The sequence below is a fragment of the Aureibaculum algae genome (assembly GCF_006065315.1).
Lineage (GTDB): Bacteria > Bacteroidota > Bacteroidia > Flavobacteriales > Flavobacteriaceae > Aureibaculum > Aureibaculum algae.
In genome coordinates this window covers 377,119-390,932 of the sequence record NZ_CP040749.1, presented here as the reverse complement: position 1 = coordinate 390,932, position 13,814 = coordinate 377,119, and the positions used below count along the sequence as shown (strand labels likewise).

The following is a 13,814-nucleotide window of genomic DNA, read 5'->3' as shown; positions in this document are numbered from 1 at the left end:
ACAATCTTTTATCGAAATTTGATTGATCATTTAAATTTTTCTTTCCATCAAACGATTCGCAAAACTTACCAAGCTTGACTTTTTATATTGACTAACAGTTAGGTTTTCAATGTTTTGAATAGCCATGGCTGTATATTTTTGAATTTCCAATTCTATTAATAATGGAATTTTATACATATCAAATAAAGTGATTACACTTTCAATTTTACCCTCAGAATACTCTTTTGAACTATAAAATTGAATTAATTTTTCTCTATCTTCTTCATTTGCCAACTCCAAAGCTTTTAAAAATAAAAACGTTTTTTTATTTTCAATAATATCACCTGCCTTTTGTTTTCCAAAATCTTCTTCAGCATATATGTCTAAATAATCGTCTTGCAATTGAAATGCAATACCTAAATTTAAACCGTAGTCATAAACATTCTGAGCATCTTCCTCACTTGCATTTGCAATTATCGCTCCAAACTTTAATGATGCAGCCACGAGTACCGCTGTTTTTTGAGTTATCATTGCCACGTATTGATTCACATCTACATTAAATGTAGTTTCAAAATCAAAATCATATTGCTGACCCTCACACACTTCTAGAGCTGTTTTTGTAAACAATGTATTTAATGCTTTATACGTTTTTCCTTCATATGACTCTAATAATTGTTGAGCCCAAACCAACAATGCATCACCAGACAATATTCCTGTGTTTAAATTCCATTTATTATGCACTGTTACATTTCCTCTTCTTAAAGGAGCTGCATCCATTATATCATCATGAATTAAGGAAAAATTGTGAAACATTTCTATAGCCAACGCAGCATCTAAAGCAGTTTCAACCTTACCTCCAAAAATATCACAACTCAATAAACACATGACTGGTCGTAACCTCTTACCTCCGATATTTAATATATAATAAATAGGTTCATATAAATTTACCGGTTGTTTTACTTCGATTTTTTCTGATAAATGCCCTAAAAACAGCTTTTTATAACTTTCTAATTCCAAATCTTCATATTTTTTGTAAAAATAACGTAATGATTTGTAAAAGGAAATAGAAATAAATAAATTTTACAAAACTTTGGAAACTTTTTTTGTTTATTAAGTTTCCGTATTGTATTTTTGCCGCGATTATGAAGGATAAAATATTAAATACAGCTACTGATTTATTTCTGAATTACGGATTCAAAAGCGTAACTATGGATGATATTGCTCATAAAATGGGCATTTCAAAGAAAACCATATATCAAAATTATGCAAATAAAACAAAACTTGTTGAGGCGACAACATTGCATACTTTCAATATGATAAGCAGTGGTATAAATGGAATTTGTGCATTAAACAAAAACCCTATTGATGAAATATTTGAAATAAAAATTTTTGTAATGAATTTTCTAAAAGATGAAAAGACGTCTCCTCAATATCAATTACAAAAATATTACCCTAAGCTTTTTACGGCTTTAAACAAAAAGCAGTTTGAAGTTATGGACACTTGTGTTAAGGATAATTTATTAAGAGGCTTAGCTCAAAAACTTTATAGAGACTCTATTGATATAGACTTTATTTCAATATTATATTTTCATAATATGGTTTCTTTAAAAAACCAAGAATTATTTTCAAACAAGCAATTCCCAATTAGTTCACTTATGGATAATTATTTAGAGTACCACTTAAGAGGAATTTGCACACCTAAAGGACTAGGGGTTTTAAACACAATTATTGACAATAAACAACAAATATAAATGAATAAATTTTCACTACTTATTGTATGCCTTCTATTAACGTCCTATGGGTTTTCGCAAGAAAATTCCAAAAGTTTTAGTTTACAACAAGCTATTGACTTTGCATTAGAGAATAATAGAACTGCTAAAAATGCTTTGCTGGATATAGATGCTGCAAAAAAGCAAAAATGGGAGACAACGGCAATTGGACTACCTCAAGTTGATGCTTCTATAAATTACAACAACTGGTTAAAACAGCAAGTCTCATTAATACCTGCCGAATTTTTTGGAGGAAATACAGGAGAATATGCTGAAGTTGTCTTTAGCACAAAACAATCTATGGATGCAACAGTAACCCTAAAACAATTGTTATTTGATGGCTCCTATTTAGTAGGGTTGCAATCTGCAAAAGTATTTTTGGAAATATCAAAAAATGCAAAGGAAAAGACAGATTTAGAAATTAGAAAAGCTGTTATTAATGCATATGGTAATGTTCTATTAGCCGAAGAAAGTGTTAAGATACTAGAAAAAAATAAAGCTGTTTTACAAAAGAATCTTAATGAAACTACTAAAATTTATGAAAACGGATTAGAAGAAGAAGAAAGTGTAGAACAACTACAAATAACCTTATCTGGCGTTGAAAGCAACTTAAACAATACTTTAAGGTTAAAGACCTTGGCGTATCAAATGTTAAACATAACAATTGGTTTAGATTTGAATACAAACACAACCTTGCTTGATGATTTAGAAAATTTAACCAATCAAAACATATCGTTAGAGCTATTAAATTATGGAGAAAACGTAGAAAACACTATCGATTATAAAATAGCATTTAACGACAAGACATCAAAAGAACTACTGCTAAAATTAGAAAAAAGTAAAGCACTCCCTACTTTAAATACATTTATAAATGGTGGTTATTCAGGATATAGTGAAGATTTTTCATTTGCAAAAAGCCACCAACAATGGTTTGGATCTTCATTATTCGGAGTGAGTTTAAATATACCATTATTTAGTTCTGGTATGCGTAGTTCAGCTACACAACGTGCTAAAATCAACTTAGAAAAAAGCAATAATGATTTAACTGAAACCGAACAACAATTGCTCCTACAAATAGAATCAGCAAAAAGTAATTATCAATTTGCAATTGAAGATTTTCAAAACAAAAAGAAAAACTTAAACTTGGCAGAACGCATAGAAAAAAAGAATCAAATAAAATTCTTTGAAGGAATTTCTACCAGCTTCGAATTAAGACAAGCACAAATTCAATTATATGCTGCTCAACAAGAGTTTTTACAAACGATGCTTGATGTTATTAATGAGAAAGCAGCTCTAGAAACTATTTTAAATACACCAAACAATTAAGATAAATAATATGAAAAATATAATTTCAACATTAATAGTTACACTTCTAATTGTCTCATGTGGAGGTGAAAAAAGTAAGAATTCTGTCGAGAATATTTTAGAAACTAACAATTTAGAAAAAATACGTGCTAAACGTTCTGAACTTGTAAATGATCAGCAAGCGATACATGACAAAATAAAGTTGTTAGATGAAGCAATTTCAACTATAGATACAGTTCAAAATGTACCACTAATAACAACAATTACAGCAAAGCAAGAAGTTTTTAATCATGTTTTAGAAATTCAAGGGAATGTAACTACTAAAAATCTTCTTGTCATTTATCCTGAATATAATGGCATTCTTTCAAAGATTTATGTTAAAGAAGGACAAAAAGTGAGTAAAGGCCAACTATTGGCCAAAATTGATGATGGTGGGTTAAGTCAACAATTATCACAAATACAAATTCAAGCAGATTTAGCAAAAACGACTTTTGAGCGTCAAAAACGACTTTGGGATCAAAACATTGGTAGTGAAATTCAATATTTACAAGCCAAATCAACTTACGAATCGCAAACAGAATCTGTTAATCAAATGAAGCAACAATTAGGTAAAACTAATATAAGAGCTCCGTTTTCTGGTGTAATAGATGATATCATCACAGAACAAGGAAGTGTTGTAGCGGCTGGCCAATCACAATTAATGCGTATTATTAATCTTGATAATATGTATATTGAAACTGATGTTCCTGAAAGTTATATATCAAATGTTACTAAAGGCAAAGATGTTACCGTAAACTTCCCAGTTTTAGGACAAGAAATAAAAACTACTATCCGACAAGCAGGTGATTTTATCAATCCTGCTAATAGAACCTTCAAAGTTGAAGTTGCCGTACCTAATAAAGACAAATCAATCAAACCTAATTTGACTGCAAAACTTAAAATTAACGATTATACTAATGAAAAAGCAGTGTTAATTCCACAAAGTATCATTTCTGAAAATGCTGATGGCGAGCAATATATTTATATTGTAACTGATAAAAATGCTAAAGAAGAAGGTGTCGCTAAAAAAGTTATTATTAAAACTGGTAAAACTCAAGGTGATGTTATTGAAGTACTTGAAGGTATTGAGAGCGGCTCCGAAATTATTAAAGAAGGAGCTCGTAGTGTAAAAGATGGGCAAACAGTAAAAGTGATAAAATATTAAACCAAAAACGATGACAAAAAAGAAAAAAATAGTCGATAAGGAATTTGGTTTATCGTCTTGGGCAATCAATAATAAGACGACCATGTACGTTCTTATTGCGGTAATTTTCTACTTAGGTATTGCTGCTTTTTTCAGTATGCCTAGAGAAAATTTTCCGGAAGTAAACGAAACAAAAATTTATGTAAGTACTGTTTACCCTGGTAATACGGCAGAAGATATAGAGAAGCTAATTACGGATCCTTTAGAGGATCGATTAAAAAGTGTGAGTAATGTGGTTGAAATCACCTCAACATCTCAAGAAGATTACGCAATGGTTATTGTGGAATTTGATGAGAACATTACTGTAGAGCAAGCGAAACAAAAAGTAAAAGACGAAATTGACCAAGAAACATCAGGTGAAGATTGGCCTACATTTAATGAGGCAAAAGTTGAACCAGATGTATTTGACTTAAGTCTTTCTGAAGAAATGCCTATTCTTAATATTAATATTTCAGGAAATTATCCAATTGAAAAACTAAAAGAATATGCTGAGTACTTGCAGGATGAAATTGAAGACATACAGGAAATTAAAAAAGCAGATATTCGTGGAGCACAAGACAAAGAGGTAGAAGTTGCCGTAGACATTTTCAAAATGATGGCTGCTGAAGTAACGTTTAACGATGTTATTGGATCCATCAATGGTGGTAATGTTACCATGTCTGCCGGTAATTTAATAACTAGCGGACAAAGAAGAACGATACGAATACTTGGAGAAATTGAAAACCCTAATGAATTAGAAAACTTTGTAGTAAAATCTGAAAATGGTCATGCGATCTACTTAAAAGATATTGCATCAATAAGTTTTAAAGAAGAAGATAAAACAACTTATGCCAGAGAACATGGAGAACCAGTTGTTATGCTCGATGTTAAAAAAAGAGCTGGTAAAAACATGGTTGCAGCGGCAGAGCAAATACAAGTTATAGTTAAAGAGGCTGTAAAAAATGTATTTCCGCAAGACTTAAACGTAACTGTTGCCAATGATCAATCTCCAAAAACAATTGGCCAAGTAGATGATTTGGTAAATAATATCATTTTTGGAATTATCTTAGTAGTTACTGTTTTAATGTTCTTTTTAGGTTTTAAAAATGCCATTTTTGTAGGCTTTGCAATTCCAATGTCAATGTTCATGTCTTTAATGATATTAGAACTTCTGGGACATAGTTTAAATACCATGGTTCTTTTCGGGTTAATTATGGGATTAGGTATGTTGGTAGATAATGGTATTGTAGTCGTGGAGAACGTATACCGACTCATGGATGAAGAAGGAATGAGCCGTATTGAAGCTGCAAAAAAAGGTATTGGCGAAATTGCTTTCCCTATTATTATTTCTACAGCAACAACAGTTGCAGCCTTTATCCCTTTAGGTTTATGGCCAGGAATTATGGGCGATTTTATGATGATTTTACCAATTACGCTTTCCGTTGTTTTGGGATCATCACTTTTTGTAGCCATTTTCTTTAATTCAGTTTTAGTCTCTCAATTCATGAGTATCGACGATGAAAACATGCCATTAAATCGTATCATTAGAACTACAGTTATAATAGCTGTAATTGGTGCATTAATAATTATTTTCGGTGGCGACTACAGGGCACTTGGAACACTGATGGTGTTTACTGCAATTATGCTTTGGGTGTACAGATTATATCTGCGTAAATGGGCGAACAGCTTCCAAACTAAAACACTTGTAAAATTAGAGAATTGGTATGAAAGAATGCTTCGTGGTGCACTTTCTGGAAAAATGCCTTACATACTAAGTATTGGCACCTTTGTGTTATTAATACTTGCATTTGTTGCTTTTGGAGCTTCATTATCGAGTCAACGTACCAAGGTGGAATTTTTTCCCGATAATAAACCTAATCAAATTATTGTCTATATAGAATATCCAGAAGGTACAGACATAGCAAAAACCAATGCCATTACTAAAGAAATTGAAAATCGTGTTTATAAAACGCTTAATCAAGAGCAGTATTTGGCTGCTGATGGTCAAAATTTCATGGTTGAAAGTACCGTATCGCAAGTTGGTGCTGGTGCTGGAAATGCACAAACAGATATGGGTTCTGCAGCGGAGACACCTCATAAAGCAAAAATTACGGCTTCAATGAGAGAATTCAAATTCCGTCAAGGAGAGGATAGTGAATTATTGCGTCAAGAAGTACAAAAAGCGTTAGTTGGAATCTATCCTGGCGTACTAATTTCAGTTGAAAAAGATGCTAATGGTCCTCCAGCTGGTTCTCCAATTAATATTGAAATTGAAGGTAACGACTATAATGAATTGATTGCTGTTGCAGAAAACATGCGTGAATTTATTAATACTAAAAATATTTCTGGTATTGATGAATTAAAAATTGATGTAAATAAAGACAAACCTGCAATGCGTGTAGTCGTTGATAGAGAAAAAGCTGGTGAATTAGGTGTAAGTGCATCTCAAGTTGGACAACAATTACGTAATTCCATATTCGGTTCTAAGGCTGGAATTTATAAAGAAGATGGTGATGATTTTGATATTTATGTACGTTTTAATAAGGAAAATAAATACAATACGAGTGCCTTATTTAATCAGAATATTACCTTTAGAGATAATACGGGTCAAATAAAAAGTGTGCCTATTTCTTCTATTACAACATATGAAAATAATTCAGGATTTAGTGCTATTAAACATAAAGAGACAAAACGTGTTGTAACAGTTTATTCTGCACTATCACCTGGCTTTACAGATGCTGGAGCTATCGTAACTCAAATTCAGAATGAAATGAAAAGTTATGAAGATTTACCAGAGAATATAAACATTGATTATACCGGTCAAATTGAAGAACAAAATAAACAAATGACTTTCTTAGTCGGTGCTTTTTTTACAGGACTTGGTTTAATATTCTTCATTTTAATTTTCCAATTCAACTCTGTATCTAAACCCGCAATAATTATGTTGGCTATTTTCTTGAGTTTTATTGGTGTATTTGGTGGTATTGTTATAGCAGGTAGTTCTTTTGTAATTATGATGACTATGGTGGGTATTATTTCACTAGCAGGAATTGTAGTAAACAATGGTGTTGTGCTACTTGATTATGCCCAACTCCTTATTGATAGAAAAAAGTTCAACCTTAATTTAGAAAAAGAAGATTATTTAGAAACAAATGATTTATATGAAGCTATTGTAAAAGCTGGTAAAGCTCGTTTACGTCCTGTATTATTAACAGCCATTACTACAATTCTTGGATTAATACCTTTAGCAATAGGGTTAAATATTAACTTCTTTACTTTATTCAAGGAATTTGATCCTAATATTTACATGGGTGGAGATAACGTTGTGTTTTGGGGACCTTTAGCATGGACAGTAATTTACGGATTATTTGTAGCTACATTTTTAACATTAATTGTAGTACCAATTTTATTCTTTCTAATCACTAAATTTAAGATGTGGTTACGAAGACAAAAGGAAAACGATACGATTGAAAGTATTAGTGTAGACGAAGTAACTCCATAATTTTTAATGTGGGTTTTTAAAACCAAAAACCCACATTAAATAACCAGTAATTTCGCCCAGTATCTGGTGACCAAGTATACTTTACTTCTAGTGGACCTAAAAAAGATTCAATGCTGTAACCCGCAGCAAAACCTAGTTTAGTATTATCAAAAATTTCTCCTTCATTTAATAAATCATTTTCGACCCTGGCTACATTCGAAATTAAAGAAATATAATTTTTATTAAATAATTCATAACGAAAAGTAACGGCCGTTTTTAAGAAAGCACTTTCGGCTAAATCAGCAACATCATAGCCATAAAAATTATAAAAATTATTAATATAATTTTTATTAGCTCCTCCTAAAAAATAATTAAATACTCGCGTGCCATCGCCCAAAGTAATTCCAGCCTGAGAAACAATATGTGTAGTAAATCTACTACCAATTGTAAATGCCCCAGACAATTCTCCTTTTAATTGTGTAAACGGTTTAAAACTATTGTCAAAATTTGAAGCCGTTAAATAAGCATGATAATCTACGAAAAAATAAAGTCCTTTTTTAGGGAAGTATTTATTATCATAAGTATCTAATACCAAATTTGTATATGCACTAACATACGAAGTGTTATCAATAAAATTCTTTATGGTCTCGTTACTTTCTATGGTTTCAAAATAGGTTCTAATCAATTTATTCTCAGCCCCTAAACGTATCGCAATCCCTTTAGTAAATGAATTTTGTAAATATAGCTGAGTAGTAAAATCATTATAATCAATGGGAACTTTACCCACAGTCACGCCTGATGCATCATCATTAATTAAATTCTCAAAAAAAGATTTATCAAAATTATTATATCGCGTTTTAACCCCATAACTCCAATGAAACCCATTATCTATAAAATAATCTAAATTATACCGAATATTATCTCCTAATACAAGATCTGCGGAAAGCACGTCATTTTTAAAAAGGGCGTGTTTGGCAGTTACGTTTAACAACACTCCTGTTTTGTATAAATCATCATAATGGATACCTAATTGTAAAAAAGTAGACATTTCTTCTTCTTTCAATTTTAATTGTAATGTTGTACCTTTTTCGCTCGGTAGAAATTGATATTGAATATTTCTAAAATTACCTGTAGCGGATAAATTATTTATACCCTCCGTAAATTTATCATAAGAGATAGAATCTTTTTCTTTAAAATTTAACTTACCAATGATATATTTGTTCGTGTAATTTTTGTTTCCCATGACACTAATTTCATTTATAATTAGTTTTTCATTTGCAATCGGAATTACTCTTTTACTTCTCTTTTTTGCAATTTGGTTTTTTGCAATTTTTTGCAATGCCCCTAACTGTTTGTCTGTAGCACTTCTCCCTCTTTCTATGATATCTTTTGTTAAATCAAAAGAAACTACGTTAAAGTCACTAATATCCGGATGTATATAAATATCTGTTTGGTTTCGCTTACTTACAGCATCCGTATACATTTGAAAACTTACAATTTGCATTACAATCTCAAAAGCTGAGTTCAATCCTTTTTGCCCTTTTAATTTATCTTGAACATCTATTCCAATAATTACATCTACACCTTTCTCCTTCATTACATCTACGGGAAAATTATTCGTAATACCTCCATCTGTTAATAATTTTCCGTTAATCTCAACAGGATCTAATAAAGTTGGAAAAGAGCCACTTGCCCTAACGGCTTCGGGTAAAAAACCATCTTCTAGAATTTTTGCGGTACCACTTTCTAAATCTGTCGCAACGCAAAAAAACGGAATAGGTAATTTTGAAAAATCATTAATGCTATGAACATGTTCCGTAAGTTGAGATAAAAGATTAAATATATTTTGCCCTTTTGAAAGAGCAGTTGGCAATTGAACGCCTCCATTTTTTATAGGTAATGTCAATGCATATTTTTCAGTGTTTTCTTTTTGATAAATAGATTTTGATTTTCTAGGTAAATTATCTTGCATTAATTCATTCAAATCAAACGCAGTTACTAACGAATCTAATTCATCTGCTGAATACCCCGACGAATATAATGACCCAATAATAGCCCCCATACTGGTACCACCAATGTAATCTATCCTAACACCTGCTTCTTCTAAAACTTTTAATGCACCTATATGTGCAAAACCCTTAGCTCCTCCTCCACTTAAAACTAAACCCACTTTTATATCCTTTTGAGGCTTTGGAGTATCTTGTCCAAGTAGTACTTGTACCTGAAAAAGTAATAATATGATTACTATATTTTTTAACATTAAGAGTCCTTTTTCTTTAAATGATAATAATTATACACTTTAGTTGCTCTAGAAGTACCTAATACTTCTTCAATCGCCTTGAAGGATGCTTCAGAAACCCTTTTGGCTGATTTAAACTGTTTTAATAAACTTTCTACAGTTTGTTTACCAATACCCGGAATCTGCTCCAACTCGGTTTGAATAGCACTTTTACTTCGCTTATTTCTATGAAATGTTATTGCAAACCTGTGAGCTTCATTTCGCAATTGCTGTATTATTTTTAACGTTTCCGATTTTTTATCTAGATACAATGGAATTGGATCGTCGGGGTAAAAAATCTCTTCCAAGCGTTTTGCAATACCAATAATTGCTATTTTTTTCCGTAAACCTAACACATCAAGACTCTTTAATGCCGATGATAACTGCCCTTTTCCTCCATCAATAACAATTAATTGCGGTAACTCTTGTCCTTCATCTAACAAACGTTTGTATCTTCTATGTACAACCTCTTCCATAGAACCAAAATCATCTGGACCTTCAACCGTTTTTATATTATACTTTCTATAATCGCTTTTACTTGGTTTACCATTTTTAAAAACAACACAAGAAGCTACAGGGTGTGTTCCTTGTATATTCGAATTATCAAAACACTCCACATTACGAGGCTCTTTTGGCAACCGTAAATCCTTTTGCATTTGAGCCATAATTCTGTTGGTATGTCTATCTGGGTCAACTATTTTAATTTGTTTAAAACGCTCTTGCCTAAAATATTTAGCATTACGCAAAGATAGATCAACTATTTGCTTTTTGTCACCCTGTTTTGGAACCGTAACCTTTATTTCATCACCAACATTAACTTTAAAAGGTACATAAATTTCCTTTGATTGCGAATTAAACCGATGTCTAATTTCTATAATAGATAATTCAAGTAAGTGTTTATCAGTTTCATCTAATTTCTTTTTAATTTCTGAAGTATGTGATTGAATAATAGCACCATTCATTATTTTAAAAAAATTGACATAAGCAAAACTCTCATCCGAAATAATTGAAAATATGTCCACATTCGAAATTGACGGATTTACAACTGTTGATTTTGCCTGATAATTAGCCAATAAATCTATTTTTTCTTTTATGCTATGAGCTTCTTCAAATTCATGATTTTCAGCAAACTTCAACATAACATCTTTAAAATGTTCTAATGAAGATTTAAAATTACCTTTAATAATATTTCTAATTGCATTAATATTTTCTAAATATTCCGCTTCCAACTGTAAGCCTTCACATGGGCCTTTACAATTTTTTATATGGTATTCTAAACAAACCTTATATTTACCTGTAGCTATATTTTTTTGCGATAAGTCATAAGCACATGTACGTAATTGATAGAGTTCTTTTATTAGAGATAGTAAAGCTTTTGCTGTTCTGACCGAGGTATAGGGGCCAAAATATTCAGACCCATCTTTAACGACACTTCTAGTTAAAAACACTCTAGGAAACGGCTCTTTTTTAATACATATCCATGGATATGTTTTATCGTCTTTTAATAAAATATTATAACGTGGTTTGTATTTTTTAATAAGATTATTTTCCAACAATAAGGCATCCATTTCCGTAGAAACGACAATATGTTTTATGGAAGCAATTTTTTTTACTAAGACTTTAGTCTTACCGTAGTCATGATTTTTTGTAAAGTAAGAACTTACACGCTTTTTTAAATTTTTAGCTTTACCTACATATAAAATTGCATCATCCTTATCAAAATATTGATAAACACCGGGCGTATTGGGTAAGGTTTTTACTTGAAGTTCTAAATCGGTGTTTTGCATGCAACGAAGTTAAGAAATTAACTCCATTTTAAAATTATGATTTTGGCTTTTCATAATGTGTTACCACAACAGGTGGTTCAATAAAATTTTTAGGTTCTTCAACTTTCTCCTTTTTAGGAAAAACCTTTTTATTGAAAATTAGTAGTAACCCGACTCCTGCCGTAATTGATGCATCAGCGACGTTAAAAATATACTGAAAAAAGGTAAAATTTCTATCTACAAATAAAGAAAAGTTATTACCTCCAATACCAGGTATCCAATCGGGCCAATTAAAATTAATCTCAGGAATCCAAGAAGGTAATTGAGCATTTTCTACGATTGGAAAATAAAATAAATCGACAACTTTACCATGAAATAAAGTACCATAACCACCTTCTTCAGGTAAAAATGTTGCTAATGTTCCATGACTGTCACCAAATAAAACGCCATAAAACACAGAGTCAATAATATTACCTAATGCTCCTGCAAAAATAAACGCTATGGCAACAATTAATATTTTATGACCATTTGATTTTACAGCTGAATATAACCAGTAGCCAATACCTACAATAGCTATTAAACGGAAAAAGGTTAAAAACAACTTACCATTAGAACCTCCAAATTCTGTTCCCCAAGCCATGCCGTAATTCTCAATAAAGTGAATTCTAAACCAATCTAAACCCAACACTTTAAAATCATCTCCCAAAACAAAATGTGTTTTGATATAGATTTTACTCCATTGATCTATCAATAGAATGATTACAATTATAATAACGGCTTTTTTCATCAACGAAGTCTTTTTCTAAAAAGTTTAGCAAAAATAAGAATATTATTGAGTTTCAATAGTCTTAAGGGTAATATTTGCATTGATAGATTGTACCTTTAACAAATTATTATTAATTCCTAAAATCCCTTTTAAAGAATTGTCTGTCTTTTGCCATTGGTCTGAAGGAAAAGTAGTTGTAATTTCTCCATGATTAGATATAATATTCACCTCGGTGTCTCTAATTGTTGCATTGATATTTCCAGATAGTAATTCGGAAGTTATACTTCCCTTGAAATCATCAATTTTCACATCGCCAGTATGCAATCTGAGATTCATACTACCATTAAAACTTACCACTTCAATATTCCCATTTTTATAACTAATTTCAACATCACACCCTTTGGGTAGCGAAAGTTTATAAGAAGAAAATAATGGTTGCAGGTAACAAAATTTTTCAGTTTTTGAATTTGGTTCAAAAGGAATTATACTTTTAGAAATAATTCTAATATTATTTCCAACATTTTCAATTTCTAATTGTGTAGGATTTTCAACATAATCGACCATTGAAATACTTATTTTTTGTTCCTCTGCTTCAACAATCTCTAATAAATCAATATCCTCAAATTGCACTTCAATATTTTGATTATTAAAGTCAACTTCCTTTAGCACCTTTTTTTGAGCACTAATAGATGAAGAAATTAACAAAACAGATATGTAAAATAGTATTTTCAATTTTTGTTAAATCTATCCTTGTATTTAAGCTTTTTAATTGCGAGTACCAAGAGTTTATTCTAAACTTGACCACAATAAATGGCAACCTATATGTATAGTAATAAAAAAGGCTTCCGATTGGAAGCCCTTAGTTATGATTGCATGTTTTTTGCTTCTATGCTAAGTGTAGCATGTGGTACTAATTTCAAACGTCCTTTTTGAATTAGTTTTCCTGTTACACGACAGATACCGTAAGTCTTGTTTTCTATTCGCAACAAGGCGTTCTTCAAGTCTCTGATAAACTTTTCTTGACGAATTGCCAATTGTACATTAGATTCTTTTGACATAGTCTCTGATCCTTCTTCAAACGCTTTGAACGTTGGCGAAGTATCATCAGTGCCATTATTACTGTCGTTTTTATAGGCACTATTAATTAATGCTAAATCTTCTTTTGCATTTTCAATCTTTTTCAAGATGATTTCTTTAAATTCATTCAAATCAGCATCTGAATATCTTTCTTTATTCTCATTCATATTG

At 31.1% G+C, this 13,814-nt stretch carries 10 protein-coding genes; 4 read left to right on the top strand and 6 right to left on the bottom strand.

Translation table 11 applies throughout. From position 1 onward, the window contains the following. Nucleotides 1-30 precede the first annotated feature (30 nt). Entirely contained in the window at nt 31-996 is a 966-nt protein-coding gene (locus FF125_RS01405) for a polyprenyl synthetase family protein (RefSeq protein ID WP_138948111.1), read from the bottom strand. 125 nt (nt 997-1,121) lie between these two features. Between FF125_RS01405 and FF125_RS01400 the strand changes: the two genes are divergently transcribed. Genes FF125_RS01400 through FF125_RS01385 form a run of 4 tightly spaced genes read left to right on the top strand, consistent with a single transcriptional unit; the run spans nt 1,122 to nt 7,777 of the window. After that, complete coding sequence (locus tag FF125_RS01400) at nt 1,122-1,730, top strand: TetR/AcrR family transcriptional regulator (RefSeq protein ID WP_138948110.1); 609 nt, start codon at nt 1,122-1,124, stop codon at nt 1,728-1,730. Further along, complete coding sequence (locus FF125_RS01395; protein WP_138948109.1) at nt 1,731-3,074, top strand: TolC family protein; 1,344 nt, start codon at nt 1,731-1,733, stop codon at nt 3,072-3,074. A gap of 10 nt (nt 3,075-3,084) precedes the next feature. After that, on the top strand, nt 3,085-4,257 hold the full coding sequence (locus FF125_RS01390) for an efflux RND transporter periplasmic adaptor subunit (RefSeq protein ID WP_138948108.1): 1,173 nt from the start codon (nt 3,085-3,087) through the stop codon (nt 4,255-4,257). Between the two features lie 10 nt (nt 4,258-4,267). Next, a complete protein-coding gene (locus FF125_RS01385; RefSeq protein WP_138948107.1) occupies nt 4,268-7,777 on the top strand; it encodes an efflux RND transporter permease subunit in 3,510 nt (1,169 codons plus the stop codon). Nucleotides 7,778-7,793: 16 nt separating this feature from the next. Here the strand turns inward: FF125_RS01385 and FF125_RS01380 are convergent, their stop codons facing one another. The 5 genes from FF125_RS01380 to FF125_RS01360 all read right to left on the bottom strand — a co-directional run bounded on the left by FF125_RS01380 (nt 7,794) and on the right by FF125_RS01360 (nt 13,810). After that, complete coding sequence (locus FF125_RS01380; protein ID WP_138948106.1) at nt 7,794-10,016, bottom strand: patatin-like phospholipase family protein; 2,223 nt, start codon at nt 10,014-10,016, stop codon at nt 7,794-7,796. Next, nucleotides 10,016-11,821: an excinuclease ABC subunit UvrC gene (uvrC, locus tag FF125_RS01375; protein ID WP_138948105.1), complete on the bottom strand. Its 1,806-nt coding sequence runs from the start codon at nt 11,819-11,821 to the stop codon at nt 10,016-10,018. The genes FF125_RS01380 and uvrC overlap by 1 nt, the downstream gene beginning before the upstream one ends. 34 nt (nt 11,822-11,855) lie before the next feature. Continuing rightward, nucleotides 11,856-12,587: a lipoprotein signal peptidase gene (locus FF125_RS01370; RefSeq protein ID WP_138948104.1), complete on the bottom strand. Its 732-nt coding sequence runs from the start codon at nt 12,585-12,587 to the stop codon at nt 11,856-11,858. A 42-nt stretch (nt 12,588-12,629) separates the two neighbouring features. Next, on the bottom strand, nt 12,630-13,298 hold the full coding sequence (locus tag FF125_RS01365; RefSeq protein WP_138948103.1) for a DUF4097 family beta strand repeat-containing protein: 669 nt from the start codon (nt 13,296-13,298) through the stop codon (nt 12,630-12,632). Between the two features lie 131 nt (nt 13,299-13,429). Beyond that, on the bottom strand, nt 13,430-13,810 hold the full coding sequence (locus tag FF125_RS01360; protein ID WP_138948102.1) for a TraR/DksA family transcriptional regulator: 381 nt from the start codon (nt 13,808-13,810) through the stop codon (nt 13,430-13,432). Nucleotides 13,811-13,814 lie beyond the last annotated feature (4 nt).

What these genes read in the sequence shown, in the direction of transcription:
- FF125_RS01400 (WP_138948110.1), top strand. Translation starts at nt 1,122, where the DNA reads ATGAAGGATAAAATATTAAATACAGCTACTGATTTATTTCTGAATTAC.
- FF125_RS01395 (WP_138948109.1), top strand. Translation starts at nt 1,731, where the DNA reads ATGAATAAATTTTCACTACTTATTGTATGCCTTCTATTAACGTCCTAT.
- FF125_RS01390 (WP_138948108.1), top strand. Translation starts at nt 3,085, where the DNA reads ATGAAAAATATAATTTCAACATTAATAGTTACACTTCTAATTGTCTCA.
- FF125_RS01385 (WP_138948107.1), top strand. Translation starts at nt 4,268, where the DNA reads ATGACAAAAAAGAAAAAAATAGTCGATAAGGAATTTGGTTTATCGTCT.
- FF125_RS01380 (WP_138948106.1), bottom strand. Translation starts at nt 10,016, where the DNA reads ATGTTAAAAAATATAGTAATCATATTATTACTTTTTCAGGTACAAGTA.
- uvrC (WP_138948105.1), bottom strand. Translation starts at nt 11,821, where the DNA reads ATGCAAAACACCGATTTAGAACTTCAAGTAAAAACCTTACCCAATACG.
- FF125_RS01370 (WP_138948104.1), bottom strand. Translation starts at nt 12,587, where the DNA reads ATGAAAAAAGCCGTTATTATAATTGTAATCATTCTATTGATAGATCAA.
- FF125_RS01360 (WP_138948102.1), bottom strand. Translation starts at nt 13,810, where the DNA reads ATGAATGAGAATAAAGAAAGATATTCAGATGCTGATTTGAATGAATTT.